Source organism: Bifidobacterium aemilianum, from assembly GCF_003315635.1.
Classification (GTDB): Bacteria; Actinomycetota; Actinomycetes; order Actinomycetales; family Bifidobacteriaceae; genus Bifidobacterium; species Bifidobacterium aemilianum.
In genome coordinates, this window is record NZ_PDCG01000001.1 from 297,032 (window position 1) to 320,833 (window position 23,802).

Consider the following 23,802-nt stretch of genomic DNA (forward strand, 5'->3'; position numbering starts at 1 on the left):
CAGTCACCGCCATCATTCCAGCGGCCCTGGCGGTGACTGGGGCTTGGTACCCAAACCACAAGAGCCTCACCCGGCGGTTTCAAGGAAGAACATGACCACTCCAAGCTTCATTCTCGACCTACGGCAGAAAGTTGGCCACGACCCACTCTGGCTGACGGGAGTGACCGGCTATGCTCTCGATGACCATGAGCGCCTACTCCTGGGGCGGCGTTCCGACACTGGTGAATGGGCCCTGGTCTACGGAATCAACGAGCCCGGCGAGCAGCCCGCTGACACGCTGGTGCGCGAAATCGCCGCGGAGACAGGCATCGAGGCCGAAGTGACCGACCTGGTCTCGGTCATATCCGACGACCGCATGCTCACCTACGCCAATGGGGACCAGGCCCAGTACATGGACCATTCCTTCCTCTGCCGACTGCTGCCCGACTCGCCCCGGGAGCCCAAACCCGTTGACGGCGAGAACCTGGAGGTCGGTTGGTTCGACCCGGCCGACCTCCCCCAGCCCCTGGCCGCCAGCACCTCCGAGCGCATCACACTCTTCAACCACTACCTAGCCGACAAGGCCACCGGCCACCCCCACACCTTCTTCATAAGCCAAGGCCAACTCCACTAGCCACCAGAACATAACTATGAGCACCATCTCACCTTCCCCTAAGCCACGAACAGATTCTTTAGGTACTCGTAGAACTGAGACTGCTGGCAATAAGAACTTAAACAGCAACTCGTCAACTTTTCAGGGCACACCGACCTTCGTGATACGCAATACATCAAAATTATGTCCGCGTACGATTGTATTAAACAGAGCAAGCATCAATAGACTCATGTACTGCTATCTTTATTTATTAGATGACAAATGATCGAGCAGGCCTTGCCGCAAAACTGTTCAGCCGCAAGCTATATGAAAAGCATTGGATTATTAAAAACCGGCACAGGGATGATAAACTTCAAATTGAGCACCTAGTTTTTTGGGTAATTGGTTCGTGAATTCAATTACCTCTATGCGTAAGCATGGACGAAAGATTGCTGGTCCTTTGAGTGATGTTTGTCCTCAACGGAACGAGCGGTCGACTCCGGTGATGACAAACATCACTCAAGTAGGTGCTCACTTTATTAAAGGGATCATTGATGAATAATAAAGATTTGCTTTTCGACAAAATATACAATGATGATTGCATCACGGCGTTGAAAAGTTGCCTAGACAAACGAAAAGATCAATCGAAGGCGGTCGTTAGTCACAAATTCGTTTTTGTCTGCGGAAGTATGCTGAACAGTTTTGCAAACGAATCTCTCAAAGGCAGTTATCTAACATCGGATAACAGGGGTTTTATACGTAGGTATATTCTTAGCAAAAACCCCACTATTCACGTCGTTTATTCGGAACGTTTATTCGAGCAGAACAGCAAAGTGGATTTACTCACCTTTGAGGAGTTTCTTGCTGAAATTAGCGATTTGATAATACTGCCTATTGAAAGCGCTGGGACTATATGTGAGCTAGGAGCCTTTGCTCATTCTGAAGGTTTATTAACAAAAAAATTACTTGTCATTGTTGATAACGAGTACAAGGATGCCGATTCTTTCATAGTCCAAGGACCAGTCAGAAAGGTCGCCAACAGTAAGGCAAAGGTGATATATGCGCCGGTAAACGCTGGAACGATATTAACAAGCGAGTTAACCGCATTCATAGATGAAAGATTGGCTGTATTCAAACAACCTCGGCGACAAGACAATTTTCACAGACTGAATCCTTCAAATATAGGTACCAATACCCTATATCTAAACTCTTTTATACATGAGCTAATCGAACTCATGCAAGTCGCTTCTCCAATCTCTCAAGGCAATGCTTTCAAACTTTACAAAAAAATCAAGGATATTGATTCACGCCTTCAATTCGTAAAAAGCAATGGCGAGCAATTCCATAAACAGATAACACAACAAATGATATTTAAACTGTTAAAAGATGCGGGCATTATCCGTCAAGTCGAAGAAGACTTATACTCCTCCTGTGAACCACTTAGCAACGAGAATCTTTTTCTATTCCAAGAAGAAGAGAGAATTCACAAGAAACTTGAGAATCAGCGGTTAAGTATGCTCTCAAGAATACGTAAACACAAAAAGGAGATGTGCTTATGAGTAAATCTCTTGTAGAAGAAATATCCGCCTCGCTCCGCATTTCAACCGAACGTACGCAAGAGATAATTATCAATGCTGACAAGCTGTATAAAATATATAGCATCCCCAAACATTCCGGGGGGAATCGGTTAATATACCAACCATCATCACAGCTTAAAGCTATTCAATACTGGACGCTGGATAACATTATCAGCCTATTCCCGGTATCAGATAGAGCTTTTGCCTATGTCAAAGGTCGTTCGATCGCATCCAATGCAAAAGCTCATCGCCAGTCAAAATACCTGTTTCACACAGATATACATAATTTCTTCCCCTCAATCACTTCCAGTTTGTTTGACAAACAATGTTTAAACCGTTTTAGCAGTATTCTGGAAGAGACTGGTTTTTCGTTTGGCGACACTAATAGCGTACTGCATAAAATACTCTTCCGCAAAGATAAACTAACTATAGGGGCCGTCTCTTCGCCAGCAATATCTAATGCAGTTATGCACGATTTCGATCAGTCACTAACCAATTACTGTTTGATTTCTGGGTATGTTTATACCAGATATGCTGACGATATTTACATTTCTTCCAAAAGCTTATTGCCTAAGCAAATAAAAGAAGATATCTTCGCTGAAATGCATAAATTCGGATTCTCCCCAAATTACAAGAAAACAAGCTTTTGGAATGGCTCATCGCATCTGAAAGTAACTGGCGTCAATGTACTCGCAGGCAGCGGAAGACTCACTATTGGTACGCGAAACAAGAAAATGATCAAAGGGATGTTATACGAGTATTTAATGCACGGAAAAGGTGATCCGACGAAAATACTCGGGTATTTGGCCTATGTCAAGGAAATCGAACCAAGCTTTTACAATACTTTGATTATTAAGTATTCAGAGTACAGAAATGAGCACATCATTAAATACCTCAAGGACAGTTGAAAATCAGCAGTACAACTAGATAGAATTGCTATTCACTATACGCGAATGGTGTGTTTTTACACTAATTGCGTATAGTAATGACTATGAAGCAAAGCATAGCCATTCAAACACTGTCTCGATGGGATGATGCTGGACGCTATGTCTTCCTTAACAGAGACCTTCGTAAGCTGTTCCCAGAGAACGACAATGCTTTCAAAGATGGCCTGAAACGACTGGTGTTCAACGGACTACTGGTTCGAGCGGCCCGAGGGGTTTACATATACGCTCTCAGCAAGCACATCGGCGAGGGAACACTGGATTTGATTGCGCGAAACCTGCGTCGCGGATTTCTCACCTACGAGAGCCTGGAAAGTGCACTCAGTTCCTACGGCATTATCAGTCAGATACCAATTGACCGACGCACCTACATGACAACAGGACGATCCGGCGAATATACAACCCCCTAAGGCACCATTGAATTTACACACACCAATGGGTCTCCAGCCCAAATTCTCCCAAATCTCATCACCACCACCGGCCGCGAACTACCGGTAGCCTCCCCCGAACTAGCCCTCCGCAATCTCAAAGCCACACGGCGCAGCATGGATTTGGTCCTTTCCGACCACATGTAGAAACCTCAACAAACAAGGAAGCGGGGCCGTCTGGAGGAAGATGGACGGTCCCGCTTGCTGATTGGGCGGCTTAGCGGAGTTTGCGGCCGGCGCACCAGACATCCTGGACGGCCCAGCTGGCGGGGTCGGTCAGGAGGATGTCGGCGGCGTAGCCGGGGGCCAGGAGGCCCAGGGGGACTCCGGTGACCGGGTTGGGGCGGTCGAAGCCGAAGGCCTTGGCCGGGGTAAGGGTGGCCGCTTCGATGGCTAGGGCCGGGGCGATGCCCAACTCCAGCACGGCCCGCTGGATGGCGACCTCCAGCAGCAGGGTGGAACCGGCGATGGCCCCGTTGGAGACCAGGCGTGCGTGGCCGTCCTCGACATCGACATCCAGGGCACCAAGCTTGTAGGCGCCGTCAGGGCAGCCGGTGGCGGCCATGGAGTCGGTGATGAAGGCGACCCGGTGGGGGGCGAAGTCGAAGCCCAGCTTCAGCATGGGGTCCTGCACATGGAAGCCGTCGTTGATCAGCTCAATGACCACGCGGGGGTCCTCGACAGCCGCCGGGATGGGGCCTGGCTTGCGGTGGTGGAGGCCGTTCATGGCGTTGAACATGTGGGTCATGATGCCGGCGCCGGCGTTGAAGGCCTTCTGGGCGATCTCGTAGCCGGCATCACTGTGGCCTACGGCGGGAACCACTCCGGCATCGGCGAACTGACGGATGGCAGAGAGACCATGGGGCAACTCTGGGGCAATGGTGATCTGCCGGATGCAGCCATCGGCGGCCTCCAGCAGCTGGTCAACCAGGGCCGGTTCAGGGTCCCGCAGGCACTGGGGGTCATGGGCCCCCTTACGTGTGAGGGCCAGGAAGGGCCCCTCAAGGTGGGCACCGAGAATATCGGGCCGGGTGTCCATCTTGGAGCGAACCGTACGTAGGTTGTCGCAGATATCATTCATGGGGTTGGTTATCAGCGAGAGCACCTGGCGGGTGGTCCCGTGGACGGCGTGGCCTGCCCTGGCCGTGTCAATGGCTTGGGGACCGTCATCAAAGGAGTATTCCCAGGATCCGTGGGAGTGAATGTCAATGTAGCCTGGGGTCAGCACCCTCCCTTGGGCGTCGCGGACCAGCGAACCGTCAGCCGGGTCCATGCCAAGCTTCCGGCAGGTGGCCTCGAACTCAGCCAGCCCACAGCCGGTTGCCTCTATCCGCCCCCCCAGGGATATGAGCCAGAAGTCGTCCTCGATGCCCTGGGCATCGACCTTGCGCGCATTGGTGATGGCGAACCTGCCGGGCCGCCCCTCCAAGGCACCTGTTACTTGGGCAACGGTTTGGGCCCGCGACTGACTATCCTCACACATCTGCATACCTTCCTTGTGTCGCCGTTGAAGCATCGACGTGGGCGGGTTGGCAAGAAGAGCCAGCCCTGGCACTCCGCCAGACTTCCAGCAAGCCCCCTATGACTATGACCTACATTACTGGCAGCGACAGCAGTCAGGCCACCGCCCTGCCGACAGCTCCGCCCACTGCCCTATCTGCTGCCTGGTGAGATGACAGGCCCAATACCCGCGGAACCTAAATCCGCCCAGGCACCCGAGCTGTCAGCACTCACCAATCAGCAATGCTGTCGCTCAGATGCCCTGCCAGGCCGGCTTGTGAGCGAAGGCGTACTTGTAGTAGTCCTTGTGGCGCAGGCGTGAGGCCGCTGCCTCGTCGATGATGACGGTGGCATGAGGGTGGAGCTGGAGGGCGGAGGCCGGGCAGAAGGCGGAGATGCCGCCCTCGCAGGTCTCCTCGATGGCCTCGGCCTTGTTGGCGCCGAAGGCCAGCAGAACCAGTTGGCGGGCCTTGAGAATCGTGCCGATACCCTGGGTGATGCAATGGGTGGGCACCTGGTTGATGTCGCCATCGAAGAAGCGGGCATTGTCGATACGGGTCTGCTCGGCCAGGGTCTTGATACGTGTGCCGGATGCCAGGGAGGAGCCCGGTTCGTTGAAGCCGATGTGCCCGTCGGTGCCGATGCCCAGGATCTGCAGGTCTACTCCGCCGGCGGCCTCGATAGCCTCGTCGTACTCACGGCCGGCATCCTTGATGGTGTCCAGGTTGCCGTTGGGCACGTGGACCAGATCGGGGTCGAGCCCCAGGGGCTCGACCACCGTACGGGTGATGGTGGAACTGTAGGACTGGGGGTGCTGGGGGTCCAGGCCGGCGTACTCGTCCAGGGCGAAACCGCGCACCTGGCTGACGTCAATGTGCTCGTCCTCGACCTTCTTGGCCAGATGCTGGTAGGCCGCCAGGGGGCTGGAACCGGTGGCCAGACCAAGCACGGTCTTGGGGTTGGCCTTGATGAGGTCGGCCACACGCTGGGCGTAGAGCTCTCCGGCCTCATCCTCATTCTTGACGATGATGATTTCAGGCATCTCAATCACCTTTCTTTTCTCTGCTGCCGGACCGTTCCGGCGACTTCCTTGTCATTCCAACTGCCCTAGTGGCCTGTCAACAAGCCAACTGCGCTGCTGCAGTGACCACAGATATTTAGTTAATAATAATTACAAATTATAGTATAGTACTGCTATGCGACCGGAAAGGCACACAAGCACATAGGCAATCAACACCCTCCCCCTGCCTTATCGCCGGACAGCCAAGACCAAGCGCAACAGATGAGCCCAAACCTCTATTGCCATAGATGCGCGCCCACAAGCAACACTCTGCGCCCCTACCGACTCCTCAGACATTAACCTCGACAAACCGAAACTCGCATATTCCACCTCTGTAAGACGTAAGCACATGCTTGCGACGCGTGGGCTTCTGGATGCACCAACCAGTCAAGATCACGAGGTCTCATATTGGCGGACGGCGGCTATGGCGGCTTGGACGGTGGGGCGGTCGGTTTGTTCGATGAGGGAGTTGGGGCCGCCGCCTCCGGGCCCACCGGCGGAGGGGACCTGGTGCTTGGCGGAGAGGTGAATGGCATCGACGCCGGTGGCAAGGATGCTGGGGATGGACTCAATCTGGACACCGCCGCCCGCTTGGATCTGAATGCGGCCCGCGGCCTGGGAGGCCAGCGAGCGCAGGGACTCCAGCCCCAGCTGCACCTTGGGGGCTCCGCCGGAGGTGAGCACCCGGGTGTAGCCCAGGTCGATGAGGGATTCCAAGGCTTTGGTAAGGTCGGGGAGCACATCGAAAACGCGGTGGCAGGTCAGTTGGACCCGCCGGCCAAGACCTTCAGCCTCCTCGTTGGCCACGTCGGCCAAGGCCTCCATGAAGGGTAGGTCCAGGCCACCGGACTGGGACATGCCTCCGACCACCACTCCCCCTGCCCCAGCGGCGACGGCTGCCTGGACGTCAGCCAATTGCACGGCCTTCTCATCGTCGTCGAAAATGAAGGAGCCGCCACGGGGTCTGATAAGCACCTGGGCCCCCTGTGGCAGGTTCTGGGCGGATACGGCTTGGATCAGGCCATGGCTTGGGGTGAGGCCGCCGGTCGCACCCAGGGCCTGGCACAGCTCGACCCGGTCGGCTCCCTCTGCCTTGGCTATGCGTGCACCGGCCAGGTCCTGGACCGCTATTTCTACCGTCATCTGATTCCCCTTTGATATCGGACCGACTTCTCCCCTCATCCTACACAGGAACCAGGCAAGGGCCAGGGGCTGGGCACCAGTCAACACACCGCATTTGTCTTTGAGTATTAACTCAGTTAACATTAGCGGGTCAGCGAGTTGCGACTACGGCGAACAGCGAACGCAAGGACGGACGATGACCAGCCCGGCCCTGCACAGGATGCAAGGAGGTATCAATGGCAAGCCCAGGCTCCACCATCTCCCAGGCATCGGTCTCCGAATCCAACCGGTCCCGTATCCTCTCCCACCTCTATCATCATGGGGTCAGCTCCCGCGCCCAGATCGCCAAGGCCCTGGACCTGACTCCCGCAGCCATCACCAAGATCACCGCCCACCTGATTGATGGCGGGCTCATCGCCGAGAGCCAGCAGACCGAAGCCAACCGCCGTGGCCGTCCCATCGGGCTTAGGCTCGACAAGGGCCGCTTCCATGTGGTGGGCGTCAAATTCGCCCGGAGTCTGGTCCAGATCGGTGTCTTCGACCTGGCCGGAAAGCGGATAAGCCTACATGAACTCCCGACCGTGGATGAATCGACCATCCAGCGGACCATCCACCTGATCCACCAGCAGATCGAAGAGCTGCTGGCCGGCGACCGGCTTATCATCGCCATCGGCATGGCAGTGCCCGGCCCCTACCTGCGCACCGTGGGCCGCACCGCCCTGGTCTCATCCATGCAGGGCTGGCGCAGGATCAACCTCATCAGGGAATTCGGGCGCAGCTTCTCCGTACCCGTGTTCATCGAGCAGGATGCCCGGGCGGGCGCCCTGGCCGAGCACCTCTTCAGCCAGGGACTCAAGAGCCAGAACATGGCTTACTACTTACTGGGCGAAGGCATTGGCCTGGGTGTGGTCGACCAGGGACGGCTCGTCAACGGAGCCTTGGGCGCCGCCAGCGAACTGGGCCACATCTCCATAGACATCAACGGACGCCCTTGCGACTGCGGCAACCTCGGCTGCCTGGAAGGCTACTGCTCGGCCATAGCGGTCCATCAGCTGATTGCCGACCGGCAGCTGGTACCAGGCGCGCAGGCCATGACCCACCGGCAGGCCTGCCAGGCACTCTTCGACCAGGCAGCAGCGGGTGATGCGCCCTCCTTGCAGGCCGTCAAGGAAATCGGCAGATATGTGGGCTATGGCTGCGTAACCATCATCAACGCCTTCAATCCCGAACGCATCGTCATCGGCGACATTGTCTCGGCGGCAGGCAAACCGCTGCTGAGGGCCATCCAGGACGTGGTCGACGAGCGAGTCATCCCCGAACTCAACGATTCCACCTCCATCAGCCTCTCCTGCCTACCCACGGATGCCATCATCTCGGGAGCAGCGGCTGTGGCCATCACCCAGTTCCTCAACCATCCATCGCTCTTCGCCAGGGGCGACCTATCATCAGGGCCGCCCTCGCATTCGTCCACCTCGCACTCCAAGCAACCAGCAGAGCAGTACCAACAGCAGTGAAAGGATTCAACATGTCCAAGCCAATCATGGTCTCCCTCGGCGAACTCCTCTGGGACATGCTCCCCGGCGGCAAGCGGGCCGGCGGCGCCCCCGTCAACTTCGCCTACCACGCCACCATGAACGGGGCCGACGGCTACGGCATCTCCGCCGTGGGCCAGGACCCCCTGGGCGACGAACTGGTGGGGGCCACCGACAAGGCCGGCATCAAGTCCATCATCCAACGCAACGCCTGGCCCACCGGCACCGTGGATGTGACCCTGACCAACGGCATACCCGAATACACCATCGTCAAGGGTGTGGCCTGGGACCATATCGTGCTCACGCGCGACCTGGTCGAGCTGGTGGAGCAGGCCGACGCCCTATGCTTCGGCACCCTGGGCCTGCGCTCCCAGGAGTCCCACGACACCATCATGGAGCTCCTCAAGCACGCCAAGACCGGGGCCATGAAATTCTTCGACATCAACATCCGCGCCGACCACTACTCCAAGGTCCTGATCGAGGAGCTGCTCAACGCCGCCACGGTCTTCAAGCTCAACGATGCGGAACTCCTGCTCCTGCGCGACATGTTCGACATCCGCGGAGAGAACGATGACGACGCCTGCCGCTGGTTCATCAGCCAGTTCGGCCTGGACTACGTGATCCTGACCGGCGGATCCACCTTCTCCACCGTCGTCTCCAAGACCGGCGAAAGCTCCACCCTGGACACCCCCCACGTCAAGGTCGCCGACACCGTAGGAGCCGGCGACTCCTTCTCAGGAACCTTCGCGGCAAAGATCCTGACCGGGTCGAACCTGGCCGAGGCCCACAAGGCCGCCGTCAACACCGCCGCCTTCGTGTGCACCCAGGATGGCGCCTGGCCCACCTACCCCGCCGCCATCCCCGACTACCTGGCCCAGTCGGCCAAGTAGGACAGGCCGGAACCCCACGGCCCCTCGCCGGCACCCGCCCACCGCTGGCGGCAATGCCGACCCCATGGCACAGCCACCAGCGGTGGACCACATGCAGGGCAGGGCCTTCAGCCGGCGAGGAGTCCAATCAGACCCATGATTGGCAAGGAGTCGAAGATGACATACCAGGACATACCCGCCTCCGTATCGGCATTCATGCAGCGCATGGACGACCTCTGCGGCAGCGGCCACCGGGCTTGGGCCCAGGTCTTCCAGGAGGCCTTCGCCAATACGCTGCTGACCACCGTCAAGCGGCAGGACGACGGGACCACCTTTCTGCTGACCGGAGACATACCGGCCATGTGGCTGCGCGACTCCACCGCCCAAGTCCGGCCCTACCTCGTCATCGCCCAAGACGACGACGACCTGGCGGACATGATCGCGGGACTGGTCAAGCGGCAGTTCGCATACATCTGCATCGACCCCTACGCCAACGCCTTCAACGAGACCCCATCGGGAGCCTCCTGGGACCCAGACGACAAGTCCGACTTCCACAGCCCCTGGCTCTGGGAACGCAAGTATGAGGTCGATTCGCTCTGCTACCCCATCCAACTGGCCTGGCTGCTCTACCGCAACACCGGCAGGACCGACCAGTTCAACAATGACTTCCACGAGGGCGCCCGGAAGGTTCTCGATGTCTTCGAGCTGGAGCAGGACCACTCGCGCTCGCCCTACTTCTTCATCCGCGACACCGACCTGCCCACCGATACCCTGCCCATGGAGGGCCGCGGCAACCCTGTGGCACCCACCGGCATGACCTGGTCGGGGTTCAGGCCCAGCGACGATTCCTGCACCTACAACTACCTGGTGCCCTCCAACATGTTCACCGTGGTGGCCCTGGGCTACTTGGAGGAGGTCTTCCAAGGCCCGCTCAAGGATCCGGAATTGGCAGGTCGCGCCCGCCAGCTCAAGGAGGCCATCGGCGAGGGGATCAGCCGCTACGGGGTGACGCGCAACAGCGCCGGGAACCATGTCTACGCCTATGAGGTGGACGGTCTGGGCGAGGCCAGCCTTATGGACGACTCCAACATTCCCAACCTGATTTCCGCCCCATACCTGGGTTTCTGCGGCATTGACGACCCCATCTACCAGGAGACCCGGCGGACCCTGCTCAGCCCGGAGAATCCCTATTATTACGAGGGCAGCCACGCCAAGGGCATCGGCTCATCCCACACTCCCCCGAATTACGTCTGGCCCATCGCCCTTGCCATGCAGGGCTTGACGACCGGCAGCAAGGCGGAGCAGGAGGAGATCCTCAACACCCTGGTGGCCACGGACGCCGGCACCCACCTCATGCATGAGGGCTTCGACGTCAATGACCCCAGCCAGTACACCAGGCCCTGGTTCAGCTGGGCCAACATGATGTTCTGCGAGCTTGCCATGGACTACTTCGATATCAGAGTGAGGCGCTAGAAGCCTGGCACACCATGGCCAGGCATCTGTCATACCCCATAACTAAACCGTTTCAGTGGTTCCTGCCCACCACGAGCCCGAACCGCCGCAACACCGATCAGCAGCACCCAAGAAAGGCGAGGATCAGCAATGACCACCAATCCCAAATATGAGCTTGGCAGCGAAGCCAACCGTATCTTCATGGCGTCCGAAAGCTATGAGCTCCTGGACTTCGGCACCGGTTTCCCGGCGCCCCAAGGCGGTTCCGGCTGGCTGGACGACCAGGGAGGCATCGACCAGAGCCAAGGCATCCACACATGGATCACCGGCCGCATGACCCACGTCTACTCCATCGGCGCCCTACTGGGCTACCCCGGGTCCGATGCCCTCGTGGACGCCGGGCTCACAGGACTCACCGGCATCCTCCACGATGACAGGAACGGCGGTTGGTACCCCTCCATCCAGGTGGACGGCAAGCCCGAGACAGGCAAGATCTGCTACACCCACGCCTTCGTGATCCTGGCCGCCTCCTCCGCCTTGCTGGCCGGCCGTCCTGCCGCCGCCGCCCTGCTCAAGGAGGCACTGGACACCTTCGACCAGTACTTCTGGGATGAGCGGATCGGGCTGGCCGTCGACACCTGGAACACTGAATTCACCGAGCTGGACCCCTACCGGGGCCTCAACGCCAACATGCACACCACCGAGGCCTTCCTGGCCGTGGCGGACGCCACTGGCGACAACCGCTACCGGCAGCGGGCCGGCCGCATCATCGACCATGTCATCGAATGGGCCTCCAGCAACAACTGGCGCATCCCCGAGCACTTCAACGACCAGTGGCAGCCCGACCTGGAGTACAACGCCGACAAGAAGGACGACCAGTTCAAGCCCTACGGGGCCACCCCCGGCCATGGCATCGAATGGGCGCGACTGATCACCCAGTGGGCCCTGAGCTCCTTTGCCAACAGGGAGGGCTCCCAGCCCTATATCGACGCCGCCGAGCAGCTGTTCAAGCAGGCCGTAGCCGATGCCTGGACCACCCAGGGTCCCGCCGGACTGGCCTACACAACCGACTGGGCCGGCAAGCCGGTGGTGACCGACCGGATGCATTGGACCCTGGCGGAGGGCCTCAACACGGCCGCCACCCTCTTCGCGGCCACAGGCAAGGCCGAATACAAGGACTGGTACGCCAGCTTCGCCCAGTATGTGGACGAGCACCTCATCGACCACGATGGCGGCTCCTGGTTCCACCAGTTGGACGAGAACAACCAGGTGATCGGCACGGTCTGGCCGGGCAAGTCAGACCTCTACCACGCCTTCCAATCCACCCTGATCCCCTTCAACGACCCGGCGGTGTCCATCTGCACGGCGGTCAAGAACGCCCGGTAATGCAACACGGTCAGGGTCTCGTCCGGCAGTCATTCAAGGCGAGACCCTGACGGCCTAGCAGCCAAGCCTGCCAGAATCAGGCACTTGTCAAGCACCAGGGCGCATACTCCCAAAAGGTTGGAATCCTCACCCAGCAGGGAACGGCGCACCCTGATTCCGTCTCCGAACTCAACACTGGTGTTGATATTGATCTCGTCTTCCATGGCCTGCATGAAGACGGTATTGACCACTTGAGGGTCACCAAGAATCACCATCTCCGGCAAGTCGAGCATGGCCGATGGAAGCGAAAGCACGCGGCCCAGCAACCGGCCCGACTCGACCAATATGTCGTCTTTCCTGTCGGGATTATCCTCTATGCGTGCCCGAAGTCGCGGCACGGAGATGATAGTCTCCAGGCAGCCGCGTTTACCACAGGCGCAGAGCTCCCCCTCCTGGTCAATCACCACATGCCCAATCTCGCAGGCCGCCATGCTCCAGCCGCTGACAAGCTGGCCGCCCAAGACAATGCCAAGACCCACACCCCGGGTCATCTGGACCAAAACCAAATCGGAGGTATCGCCACCGAAGCGCCCCTCCGCCACGGCCTCAGCATTGGCGTCGTTGGACACCAAGACCGGGCAATCGACCAATCCACCCATGTAGGATCTCAGATCCACATCCTTCCAACCCAAATAGGTTGAGTTGCTGACCACACCCTCAGGTGTGACTATACCGGGACTTGATATTCCAAGTCCCAATATGGGGGCGGCAGCAGCAGCCACAAGTTCCTGGGTCAGATCCGCCAACAAATCCAGGGAGACGCTTCCATCCTGGGAAATATCACGTTCCGCCCGGACCTGGACATGGCCCTGCAGGTTCATGACGGTCCCGCGAAAGACATAGGGTTGAGACAGGTCAAGCACCACAATGCTTCTGCTGTTTTCATCCAGCCTCAGCAACCGGCCACGCTTACCGGGGCGGGTGGATTGGTCCAGGCCCAGTTCAAGGACGAAGCCATCATCAATGAGCTGTTGGATGATTTCCGAAATGGCCACACGAGTCAGCCCGGTGGCCCGCGCCAAATCGGCCCTGGTCATCTCCCGCGAGAGGTAAAGCAACCGGAGCACAGCCGACCTACTATAGGTCCTGGCCTCAGCAGGAAGTGCCTTTGAAACCACGTCTCGTTCTCCCATGAGTCTAGCTCCTAGCTCTTCCTCTGGCGGGAAGCACCATCAGCAAGAGCCAAGCCTCTGCCCATCCATGAACTGCACGGCTGGCAGGAATCGGGCTTCCTCAAGGTCTCGCTCGCTCCGATAGACCTGGTCTTCGGCATTTCCCTGGCTCACAAAAGCAGGAAAATCCCCAGAGGACGCCCTTCGCATCCATTCCTCAAAGACATTACCACCAGGTGCGCAGGCCTCCCGCATTCCAGGAATGCCGTCAGGATCATCAGGAAGGATGAATGCCGACCTTCCCTGATTGGCTTCTGGACCCGACTGCCTGCTGCCATAGACCGCCACCACATCAGCAAAACCCCTCCCCAGCTCCTTGAGCTTCCCTTCTTGGTCGAACAGGCCAAGGTCGTACTCAAGTGGAGGAAAATCAGCAAGGGAGCGGCTGACATCATGGGAACACCACCAGGTGATGCCGTACAGGTCCGAGACAAGCATGAGATTCTCCACGGACTGCCGCATGAAAGCCGGCGCTTCCTCCCTACGCATGACATTGAGGGGCGCACCTATCTCCTGCACCCATACGGGCCTGTGCGGGTGGTTCTCATAGGCCTTGGCCAACTCTGCCGAGTATTGCCCATGCCGTACCGCCTCCTGACTGAGCGGTCCGTACTTCTGGGCGACTCCGTTAAAGACCCAGGCATGGATGACACTCAACGAGCCGATCCTTCCCTGATGAGAGGGGGTGAAGGCATGTCCGGGTAGGTACCATACCGCATCATCCTCGCTGTGGACAATAATCCGGCCATCCTGATCGACCTGGGATGCGAGTGGTCCAATCGGGGATTGGAGCCAGCTATCCACATCCTTGCTGCTGTCCTTCATTCCCAAAGGATGGGCCCCTCCTAGAAACTGATTGCACTCATTGCCGACAGTCAATCCCTTGAATGATGGCAAATCCCTCAGTGCTCCATACAGCTCCCGCACTAGCACCGCCTCAGCCTGAACCGTTGGGCCATCGCTGATGATATTGCGACCATGCCAGGTGGATACCCAGGACGGCAGGAAGTCGAAGCTGGACAGGTGGCCTTGAATCACATCCACATAGGAATCCAGACCCGCCGAGGCTGCGAGGGAAACCATATGGTGGAGGTCATCTAGGCCTTGATGGTTGATGAAGGTGCGGTTGGGCTGCAGCAGGGGCCAGAGGGGGAAGATTCTGACATGATCGACCCCTAGCGAAATCCCTGGCTATGGCTCCCCAATCCGGGTTCAGCCAGGCATGGAACCACCCGTGGGAGGGGGTGTAATTGACACCGAACCTCATGGTATGCGCCTTCCTATTCCTTGACTCCGCCAGCCTGGACCCCGCCAAAGAAGTAACGCTGGCAGGTCACGAAAAAGATGATGATGGGAACCAGGGCAAGGACGGCTCCTGCGGCGATGAGCCTGGGATCAGTGACAAAGGCACCCTTGAGCTTGTTCAGTCCAATGGTCAGCGTGTATTTGGATTCGTCACTGATGACCACCAGGGGCCACATGAAATCGTTCCAGGCACCCACAAAGGAGAAGATGGCCACAACCATGGCCGTACCCCTCACCTGTGGCAGGCAGATATGCAGGAAGCGTTGCCAGACATTGGCCCCGTCTACCTCGGCCGCCTCTTCCAGCTCATGAGGAATGGACGCGAAAGCCGTCATCATCAACAGTATGTTCATGGCCCCGCACAGGCCCGGCAGCACCACACCCGTAAGGGTGTTGTTCAGATGCAGACCACGAATGGTCAGGAACTGGGAAACCAGCACCGTCTCGCCGGGAATCAGCATGCAGCCGAAAATGAAGCCGGCCACCAGCCGCTTACCACGGAATTGCAGACGCCCCAGGGCATAACCGGCCAAGGTCGCGGTCAGCAGATTGCCCAGCACGTTGATGGCGGTGACGATCAGCGAGTTGAGGGCATAGCGGAATACGGGTATGCGCTGGAAGACCTGGGCGAAATTGTTCCAGCTGAAGTCCTTGGGCATGAAGTAGGGCGACACCGCATAGATATTGTTGCCGCTTCCTTTGAAGGCCAGGGAGACCTGCCAGATGATGGGCCCCACCAGAAGGATGAAGAGTACGGTGCACGCCAAGTAGCGTATGACCGTACCAGCCGTGATTCTTGTAGTGTTCATCACTGATTAGCCTTCCTCTGCACATAGAACTCAATAGAGGTGATGATGCCCAGGATGAAGAACATAATGATGCTCAGGGCACTGGCATAGCCGGTACGGGCGGTCAAGCCGGTACCCTCACGCATGATCAGCATGGTCATGGTGATGTCCATTCCCCCCAAGCCACCAGTGCCACCTGTCAGCATATATATCTCGTTGAAGACACGGAAGGCCGCCACAATGGGCACAGCCGACCAGAATAGTCACAGCCCTCAGTCCCGCTCAATCCTCAGGGTGCAGAGCTGGAAGGGTTCCAAGGTGATTACAGCGGCTTGAGCAGGCGAACGACCCGAAGCACTAAGGGCATTGGGCTCATCCTCGTAGTGCTCATCCATCTCCAGAGTATTGGTCTCCTGAACAGTGGCCGATGCGAGAGAGTCGCCCACACGAAGTTTCGCCCTGGCCTGGGATCCCGCGGCCTCATAGAGACGAACGATGATGTCTCCAGAGTCGTCGTCGGCCAGCTTCATCCAGTCGATCTGAGCGGTTCCCTGAATAAGGTCGAGGCTGACGGGGGCCGGCAAATCCGGCAGACCATCCAGCTCGGGGGCGTTGATCCACGCCGCCGCGGCCAAGGACTGGGCGGTTTCTATACTGGGGACCACAGACCAGTCAAACTCGTGGGCGCCCAAATCAGCCCGTGGGTCTGGAGCCGTGGGAGCCGCCAGCAATGACAGGCGGAGCATGGTGCCCGAATTCAGGCCTGAGGCAGTACGCAGCGGGGCCACATCGGACCCATAGGTCGATCCATTGACCACACCCACTCCGTAGGAGGAGTCTGCTATACGCACAAACCGGTGGGTGCAGCTCTCGAACATAGCCTCGTCACCGGCGGTGTTCTTGGCGATGGGCCGCGAGATCAGACCGTACTGGCATTCATACTGGGCCCTGGAAGCCTCTACCGCCAGGGGCAGGTCGACCTTGAGAAGCTTCTCGGGGACCCTCCAATCGACATCGGCGTGGAAGTCCAGACTACAGACCCCGGGCCTGAGCCGGATGGAGGTCCTGATGGAGGTCTCCCTATAGCGATGCTCGGCGACAACGACCACGGCACCACCGGCTTCCTGCGACAAGGAGCTAATGCTGCCTTGGTTCAAGCCGCTGGCACACAGGAAAGCATCTCGCTCAACATCCCAGGCGTCGAACATCCCAGGCTCATCCTTGAGTATCTCGTAGCAGCCCAGTCTGGCCCCTTCGGCAACCAACTCACGATTCTGCCGCACATCGCGCAGAGAGGAGACTGTTCCATCGGGTTCGATACGGACCTTCAGCAAGCCGTTGTCGAGTTCCACGGATCCGTCCTCATTACTGCGTGAATCCACGGCCGCCTGATCGCGTCCCGCAGACAAGGAACTTTCGGCCACAGGTCTCCAGGCCTGGCCTGCCTGCAGGGAGAATTGGCAGATACGGGCATGGTCCACCCGCTTGGCTTCGGGGTTGGCCTGTGCTATGGCCTCGATGGCGGCATCGGCCAGTTCCCTGAGTCGCACCAGGTCCCGCTGGTACTCCTTGCGTGCCACGGTATAGACCCATTCGATGGATGACCCCGGGAGAATATCATGGAACTGGTTGAGCAGGAGGGTTTTCCAGATGGAATTGAGCTCTTCGGTCGGATACTGATAGTCTTCCGAGTATAGGGAGGCCAGCAGCCCCAGATACTCAACGGTCCTGAGCCAAGACTCCTCCATACGGCAGCCGCGCTTCATGTCCTGTTGGCTGGTCAAGGTCTTGCGGTGGAGTTCCAGGTAGAGCTCCCCCTTCCATGATGGCATCTCCTGGCCAGCCTCTTCCCGCATCTCGCTTTCCAGCTTCCGGAAGAAGGAGTCGGGGTTGTCGTACTCGACCTTGGGCAAGCCTTCAAAATCCCTGAACCGGCGCTCCCGCAGAGCCATGTCCCGAGTGGGACCGCCACCTCCATCGCCATAGCCGAAGAGGAGTATGCCTCTATCAGACAGGTCCTTGTCCTTATAGTTACGTTGCACATAGGCAAGGTCCTTGGCCGACATATCCGAATCATACTTATCGGCGGGCGGGAAATGGGTGAAAATCTGCGAACCGTCCACACCCTCCCACATGAATGACTGGTGGGGCAAGCGGGTGGTGTCGTTCCAATTGAGTTTTTGGGTCAGGAACCAGCTGTATCCAGACCGCTTGGCGATCTGGGGCCACGCCCCGGTATAGCCGAAACTGTCAGGAAGCCAGACCCCCTGGGGCACCACATTGAACTTCTCCTTGAAATACCGTTTGCCGAAGGATATCTGGCGGATGAGCGATTCGCCCGAAGGAACCATGCCATCGGCTTCAACCCACATGCCTCCGACCGGCACGAACCGCCCTTCGGCCACCCGCTGCCTGACCCTTTCAAAGAGATCAGGATGGCATTGTTCCAGCCATTCATACTGTTGGGCCGAACTCATGGCAAAGGTGAAATCAGGGTCCTGGTCCATGAGCGCCAACACATTGGAGACCGTTCGAGCCACCTTACGCTTGGTCTCACGGACCGGCCAAAGCCAGGCCGAATCAATATGGGCGTGGCCCATGGCCCCCAGAGTCATGGCCGAGTGATTGGCTGGGATGGGGAGCACCTTGGACAAGGCCTGCATGGCGGGTTCCAGTGTGGAGTAATCCCTCTCATCCCATAGGTTGATGGACCGCTGCATGGCCTTGGCCAGCTTGATTCGCCTGGAGTCATCGGAATTCAGGCTTTCCACAGCCGAACTGACCACATCAAGGTCAACCCAATAGTCCTGCATCTTCCGGTCCAAGGCGGTGATGTCGATAGAACGGAACTCATACCGCTCGTCGGCCTTGCCGGTGGGCTTGGTACCCAGCTCCGTGACGGTGAAGGATGGGATGTTGGGGTTATAGGCACCCTCCACATATATGGTGAAGGAACCATCATCCTGAACCACCGAATCAGGATTGCCTTCGGTATCGACCAGTGGCATCCAGAAGTTCCGTGGGTGCAGAGCCTTGATGACGGTACCGTCTGGGCGGTATACCATGGCTTCGATATGGCCCCCGACCGGCCACTGCAACCATCCGAGATTGAATATCAGCTCAATGGGACGACCTTCAGGAAGTCTCATGGGCAGTTGCCCCTCAACCTTCATCCAAGTGGTCCCCCAGGATGTTCCCCAGGGCTCACCTGGTTCGAGGGGCTGAAAATCAACCATCCCCTGGCCCACCCTGGCCAGAAACTCGCGGGAGTCCTCCGGCTCTCCCGGATTCATGAAGGCCGAGACCGTGCACTCCCCCAATACCTGATGAATGTGCGGCTGCACCCGTTCGCGCATGACGCGCTTGCACCTTTCGGTTTCTCGCTCGACTTTGAGAAGCATGTGTTTCCTTTGGGTTCTTGTATATACCGGTTCGTATAGCACATAAGGAATCGCCCTAGCCGCGACATCCCTTTGCTACAGCGATTCCTTGTTGTTCAATGACTGGGCGAAGACCGAGGGGTGGGTAAACTACCCGGGCGGATTCGCCCAATCCGTTCAGCCTTGTTCGATGCTTGGGTCCGAAACTGTGTTATATACCGTGCCTGGGCGCAGTCCCACTTCAATACAGCGACTGATACCACGGGCGGCCAAGGCCTGGGGGTCAGCGGCGACAATGGAAGAGACCAGGGCGGGGCGCTCCCCTGCCTTGCTCAATTCCATCCATGCCTCGAAGACCGATCCGGTGGGGGCACAGGCGGCCCTCATGGTCGGGTTGCCCTCATGGTCACACTGCACCACCACAGCGGTGCTGCGAGCCGGAGCCACAGGATCCGATCTATGTTCCCTGACCAAATCACTGAAGGCCTTCCCGATGTGCTTGACCTGACCTTCCTGGTCGAATAGGCCCAAGTCATGTTCAAAAGGCGGGAAATCGCCCATGGATCTGTCGACATCATGGGAACACCACCATGTCAGGCCATACAGATCGGCGCAATCAAGAGCATGCTCAAGACTCTCTGTGCAGAAGCGTGAGGTGTCTGCCGGATCAATCACATTTTCCGGAGCGCCAATCTCCTGAAGCCAGACCTGACGCCGGGGATCATCCGCGAAGGCCTTGGAGAGCTCGACAAGGTATTCGGCATGTCGGGTCGTCTCCTGAGATAGGGATCCGTATGCCTGAGCCGTCCCGTTGAAGACCCAGGAGTGGATGGCGGTAAGATCGCCCGTATTCGAGGCCTGGCGAGGCAGGAAGGCATGGCCATCCTCATACCAGACAGCATCATTCTCGCTATGCAGCATGATCTGCCCACGGTTGGCCGCCTCCTGCCGCACCGGGTCAAGCAAGGCCCGCAGCCAACCCTCGACATCGGAGGCATCGGCCTTCATGCGCCGGGGATGGGAGGGGTCCGCGAACTGGTTGCACTCGTTGCCGATGGTCAGCCCCTTGAAATGAGGCACATCCTTGAGGCAATCATAAACCGCTTTGACCAGATCAGCCTGTGCCTGCACTGCATCCGCATCCGAAAACATACTGGTCTCATGCCAGGAGACCAACCAGGAGGGAACGAAATCGAAGCTCGACATGTGCCCTTGCAGGACATCGGAATAGACATCGAGTCCCTGCTCACCGGCAAGCTGTACCATATGGCGCAGGTCCGCCAGTCCCCGCTGGTTGATCCAGGTCCGGTTGGGCTGGAGGATGGGCCAGAGAGGGAAGACACGGACATGGTCCAGCCCCAAGTCGGCGATCTGCGCGAGATCATGAGCCACGCAATCCCAGTCGGGCTCCAGCCAGGAGTGAAACCAGCCTTTGGAAGGGGTGTAGTTGACTCCAAAACGCATGGATACCTCCTATTCCTTGATCCCGCCCTGTTCCAATCCTTGGAAGAAGTACTTCTGGAAGCAGGCGAAGAAGATCACGATGGGCAGCAGGGAGACTATGGCTCCCGCGGCAATCAGACGGGGGTCCTGGATGAACATGCCCTTAAGCCTGTTCAGGCCGATGGTCAGTGTGTAGTTCTTCTCATCCGATATCACAATCAGGGGCCAGAGGAAGTCATTCCATGCGCCGACGAAGGCAAAGATGCCGACGACCGTCATGGTGCCCTTGACCTGGGGTACGCAGATATGGAAGAACTGTTGCCAGACATTGGCCCCATCCATCTGGGCCGCCTCCTCCAACTCCTTGGGTATGGACTTGAAGGCGTTGGTCATCAGGATGATATTGATGGCCCCCACCAAACCCGGAAGGGCGATGCCGAGCAGGGTGTTCTGCAGATGGATGCTCTTAATAATCAGGAACTGGGAGATGATGATGCCCTCGACCGGGATGACCATGGTGAGCATGAGGATGGTGAATATCGTATCCCGACCCTTCCACTTCAGCCTTCCCAGGGCATATCCAGCCATGGTCGACAAGGCGACATTGCCCACGATGGAGATGCAAGCGACAATCAGGGTGTTCAACACGTAGTGCATGATTGGCACCTGGCGGAAGACTTGCTTGAAATTCTCCAAGGTCGGGGTCTTGGGCACCAGATACGGCGGAACAGCATAGACGTTATCTCCCGGCCCCTTCAGAGCCAGGGAAATCTCCCAGACGAAGGGCCCCACCAGGAGAAGGAACATCAGTATGAGAATCGTATACTGCACTACTTTGCCAACGGTTATCTTGTTCCTATGCATTGTCTCCTCCTACCCAACGCTCCACCACAGACTGCAGGATGAGCATGGCTCCCACGATGACCAGCACCACCAGGCTGATAGCACTGGCATAGCCCGTCCTTGCCATGATTCCGGTGCCTTCACGCTGGATCAACATGGACATGGTGATGTCCTGGGCTCCCGGCCCGGCCGTGCTGTTGGTCAGCACGTAGACCTCATTGAAGACCCGGAAGGCCGCGATGGTCGACAGCATGAGAATGAGGAGCATGGTGGACCGCACCCCCGGCATGGTGACGGACACGAATTGCCTGATGGGGCCGGCTCCATCGAGCTCGGCGGCCTCGTAGAGGGAGTCGTCGATGTTGGCCAAGGCTGTCAGATAGATGACCATGTAATAGCCCAATCCCAGCCAGATGGTGACGAACATCGAGCTGAAGAGAATGAGCCAACGGTCGGAGAGGAAGGGTATGGGTTCCTTGCTGATATGTAGTGATTCCAGCAAAGAGTTGACCAGCCCCTTGGGATCGAGAAGATTGGACCAGATCATGCCGACCACCACTGCGGACATCACCACAGGGGTGTAGAAGGATGTTCTGAAGAAACCCATGACCCGGGAATTGCCGGCCACCAGATTCGCCAGAATCAGCGGCAGAATCACCATGAAGGGAACAACACAAACCACGTAGAGGGTTGAGTTGAGCAGAGCCGTCAGGAAATACTCATCATGGAACAGTTCCACAAAGTTCTGCAGGCCGACGAACTTGCCGGGTTTGAGCAGAGTCGAGTCGGTGAAAGCCAGACGGAAGGTGTTCAAGGCGGCTATGAACACGAATACCACCACTATGCACATAGCCGGGAGGACGAAGAGATAGGGGGCGAGGGTCGTACCCAGGCTGCGATGGACCCGAGCCGGGCGTGACTCCTGATGTGAAGGCCCCCCATCAGGGGTGGCGGACATACTCACCACCCCTTCTGGAGATGCGTGTTTGCTTGTCATGTTCGTTACTTTTGCTGCAGCTTCTTGTTGGCGAAGGCAACGGCCTTATCCAGGGCCTGCTTGGCGGTCTGCTTGCCCTGGAGGGCCATGGCGACCTGCTCACCGTAGTAATCGTTGCCATTGGAATCGGTGAATTCGGCAGGACGGGAGGCGCTGCCGTTCTTGACGGCATCCAAGGTGATCTTCAGAGCCTGACCCTTGACCGAATCCTCACTGGCGGCCTCGGCGAAGTAGGGATCGTCGATCGTGCCGGCGCTGGAGGGAAAGACAGCGGCCTTCTTGTCGAACTCCAACTGGTTCTTCGAGTTGGTGACATACTGTGCGAAGGCCAGGGCCAGCGGCTTGTTCTTCGTGGTGGCGTTGACGCCCAGCATCTCGTATCCAACAGTCACCGAGTGGGGGGTGTCGTTGATCTTGGGGCCGACGGCCAGGTTCTTGTACAGGTCGGGGGCATTGAGCTTGAAGCCGTCAGCGGAGTAGGCCGAACCACCCATGGAGGCGATGGTGCCGCGCTGGAAGAAATCGGACTGCTGGCTCCACTTGGCGTCAAGAGCCTCCGGAGGGATACCACCCTTCTTGTAGAGGTCGACGAAACGCTGCAGGAAGGCGACGGCCTTCGGGGAGTTGAAGACATACTTGGTGTGGTCATCATTGATGATCTTGATGCCTGCGGAAGCCAGATCACCCATGTCGTTGGCCATCATGGTCGACATGTAGTCGCCCTTGCAGTTGTCGGTCAGGGTGTTGGCGGCGTCAAAATACTCATCCCAGGTCTTGGGCAGCTTGTCCGTGCTGACACCGCACTTCTTCAGGACCTCGGTGTTGTAATACTGCGGGCCGTCATTGACATACCAGGGGAAGGCATAGACGCCTTTCTCGACGCCGTTGCCACTGAAGGTTGCAGCCTTCCAACCACCGGGGGTGTAGTTCTTCGCGGCTTTGGGCGCTTCCTTGGAGACATCCATGAGGATGCCAGCCTTGGCCAGCATGTACATCATGGAGGCGCCGGCGTCGACGATGTCGGGCAGCTGCCCGGCGGCGGCATCGGCTGAAAGCTTCTGCTCATAGCCATCGGAGGGCTGGTCAATCCACTTGATGGTGGTCCCCGGATTCTCCTTCTCGAACTGCTTGATCAGATCGTTGAAGTAGGGGGTGTACTTGTCGTTCTTCAGGTTCCAGGTCTGGAAGGTGATGCTGCCGCTCAGCTTGCCATCCTTGGAAGCCGAGTTGCCACTGTCATCAGACCCGCCACATGCGGCGAGTGAAACCAGTATTGCCGTGGCAGCGCTCAGAGCCACTGCCTTCTTAGTCGAGAACATATTGTTTCCCTTTCTTTACTTACTTGTGAGTTGTTCCCATCTCGCCCTGTCCGCCATGGACAGGTAAGCATTGCG

18 protein-coding genes and 2 pseudogenes are annotated in these 23,802 nt (G+C 58.0%); 8 read left to right on the forward strand and 12 right to left on the reverse strand.

Features of this window, described 5'->3' with window-relative positions:
* Window positions 1–91 precede the first annotated feature (91 nt).
* From CRD60_RS01300 to CRD60_RS01315, 4 genes are all read left to right on the forward strand, one after another.
* Window positions 92–613, forward strand: a complete 522-nt coding sequence (locus CRD60_RS01300; protein WP_113859500.1) for an NUDIX hydrolase — start codon at window positions 92–94, stop codon at window positions 611–613.
* Between the two features lie 512 nt (window positions 614–1,125).
* On the forward strand, window positions 1,126–2,130 hold the full coding sequence (locus CRD60_RS01305; RefSeq protein ID WP_113859501.1) for a retron St85 family effector protein: 1,005 nt from the start codon (window positions 1,126–1,128) through the stop codon (window positions 2,128–2,130).
* A complete protein-coding gene (locus CRD60_RS01310; RefSeq protein ID WP_113859502.1) occupies window positions 2,127–3,056 on the forward strand; it encodes a retron St85 family RNA-directed DNA polymerase in 930 nt (309 codons plus the stop codon). The genes CRD60_RS01305 and CRD60_RS01310 overlap by 4 nt, the downstream gene beginning before the upstream one ends.
* 83 nt (window positions 3,057–3,139) lie before the next feature.
* Complete coding sequence (locus tag CRD60_RS01315) at window positions 3,140–3,502, forward strand: hypothetical protein (protein WP_236630758.1); 363 nt, start codon at window positions 3,140–3,142, stop codon at window positions 3,500–3,502.
* Window positions 3,503–3,737: 235 nt separating this feature from the next.
* Here CRD60_RS01315 and CRD60_RS01320 read toward each other — a convergent pair whose 3' ends face one another.
* The 3 genes from CRD60_RS01320 to CRD60_RS01330 all read right to left on the reverse strand — a co-directional run bounded on the left by CRD60_RS01320 (window position 3,738) and on the right by CRD60_RS01330 (window position 7,223).
* A complete protein-coding gene (locus CRD60_RS01320; protein ID WP_407923157.1) occupies window positions 3,738–5,003 on the reverse strand; it encodes an N-acetylglucosamine-6-phosphate deacetylase in 1,266 nt (421 codons plus the stop codon).
* A gap of 270 nt (window positions 5,004–5,273) precedes the next feature.
* Entirely contained in the window at window positions 5,274–6,062 is a 789-nt protein-coding gene (nagB, locus tag CRD60_RS01325; protein WP_113859652.1) for a glucosamine-6-phosphate deaminase, read from the reverse strand.
* Window positions 6,063–6,473: 411 nt separating this feature from the next.
* Window positions 6,474–7,223 (reverse strand): copper homeostasis protein CutC, encoded by a 750-nt coding sequence (locus CRD60_RS01330; protein ID WP_113859504.1) that lies wholly within the window; start codon window positions 7,221–7,223, stop codon window positions 6,474–6,476.
* A 215-nt stretch (window positions 7,224–7,438) separates the two neighbouring features.
* Here CRD60_RS01330 and CRD60_RS01335 point away from each other — a divergent pair.
* The 4 genes and pseudogenes from CRD60_RS01335 to CRD60_RS01350 form a co-directional block, all read left to right on the forward strand.
* A pseudogene (locus CRD60_RS01335) lies at window positions 7,439–8,629 on the forward strand (ROK family transcriptional regulator); the annotation flags it as partial.
* A gap of 98 nt (window positions 8,630–8,727) precedes the next feature.
* Window positions 8,728–9,624: a carbohydrate kinase family protein gene (locus CRD60_RS01340; protein WP_113859506.1), complete on the forward strand. Its 897-nt coding sequence runs from the start codon at window positions 8,728–8,730 to the stop codon at window positions 9,622–9,624.
* Window positions 9,625–9,780: 156 nt separating this feature from the next.
* Window positions 9,781–11,076, forward strand: coding sequence for a glycoside hydrolase family 125 protein (locus CRD60_RS01345; protein WP_113859653.1), 1,296 nt, complete (start codon window positions 9,781–9,783; stop codon window positions 11,074–11,076).
* A gap of 129 nt (window positions 11,077–11,205) precedes the next feature.
* The gene (locus CRD60_RS01350) at window positions 11,206–12,441 is read left to right on the forward strand and encodes an AGE family epimerase/isomerase (RefSeq protein ID WP_113859507.1); all 1,236 of its coding nucleotides are present in this window, start codon (window positions 11,206–11,208) and stop codon (window positions 12,439–12,441) included.
* Between the two features lie 29 nt (window positions 12,442–12,470).
* Here the strand turns inward: CRD60_RS01350 and CRD60_RS01355 are convergent, their stop codons facing one another.
* The 9 genes and pseudogenes from CRD60_RS01355 to CRD60_RS01395 all read right to left on the reverse strand — a co-directional run bounded on the left by CRD60_RS01355 (window position 12,471) and on the right by CRD60_RS01395 (window position 23,727).
* Window positions 12,471–13,598: an ROK family transcriptional regulator gene (locus CRD60_RS01355; RefSeq protein WP_161522157.1), complete on the reverse strand. Its 1,128-nt coding sequence runs from the start codon at window positions 13,596–13,598 to the stop codon at window positions 12,471–12,473.
* Between the two features lie 54 nt (window positions 13,599–13,652).
* Window positions 13,653–14,735, reverse strand: a complete 1,083-nt coding sequence (locus CRD60_RS01360; RefSeq protein WP_113859509.1) for a glycoside hydrolase 5 family protein — start codon at window positions 14,733–14,735, stop codon at window positions 13,653–13,655.
* Between the two features lie 197 nt (window positions 14,736–14,932).
* Entirely contained in the window at window positions 14,933–15,766 is an 834-nt protein-coding gene (locus tag CRD60_RS01365; RefSeq protein ID WP_113859510.1) for a carbohydrate ABC transporter permease, read from the reverse strand.
* A pseudogene (locus tag CRD60_RS01370) lies at window positions 15,766–15,984 on the reverse strand (sugar ABC transporter permease); the annotation flags it as partial. The pseudogene CRD60_RS01370 and the gene CRD60_RS01365, both read right to left, overlap by 1 nt.
* Window positions 15,985–16,017: 33 nt before the next feature.
* Window positions 16,018–19,146, reverse strand: a complete 3,129-nt coding sequence (locus CRD60_RS01375; RefSeq protein ID WP_113859511.1) for an alpha-mannosidase — start codon at window positions 19,144–19,146, stop codon at window positions 16,018–16,020.
* 156 nt (window positions 19,147–19,302) lie between these two features.
* Window positions 19,303–20,589, reverse strand: a complete 1,287-nt coding sequence (locus CRD60_RS01380) for a glycoside hydrolase 5 family protein (RefSeq protein ID WP_113859512.1) — start codon at window positions 20,587–20,589, stop codon at window positions 19,303–19,305.
* A gap of 9 nt (window positions 20,590–20,598) precedes the next feature.
* A complete protein-coding gene (locus CRD60_RS01385; RefSeq protein WP_113859513.1) occupies window positions 20,599–21,432 on the reverse strand; it encodes a carbohydrate ABC transporter permease in 834 nt (277 codons plus the stop codon).
* Complete coding sequence (locus CRD60_RS01390) at window positions 21,425–22,369, reverse strand: carbohydrate ABC transporter permease (protein ID WP_113859514.1); 945 nt, start codon at window positions 22,367–22,369, stop codon at window positions 21,425–21,427. Before CRD60_RS01390 ends, CRD60_RS01385 begins: the two co-directional genes overlap by 8 nt.
* A 44-nt stretch (window positions 22,370–22,413) precedes the next feature.
* Window positions 22,414–23,727, reverse strand: coding sequence for an ABC transporter substrate-binding protein (locus CRD60_RS01395; protein ID WP_113859515.1), 1,314 nt, complete (start codon window positions 23,725–23,727; stop codon window positions 22,414–22,416).
* Window positions 23,728–23,802 lie beyond the last annotated feature (75 nt).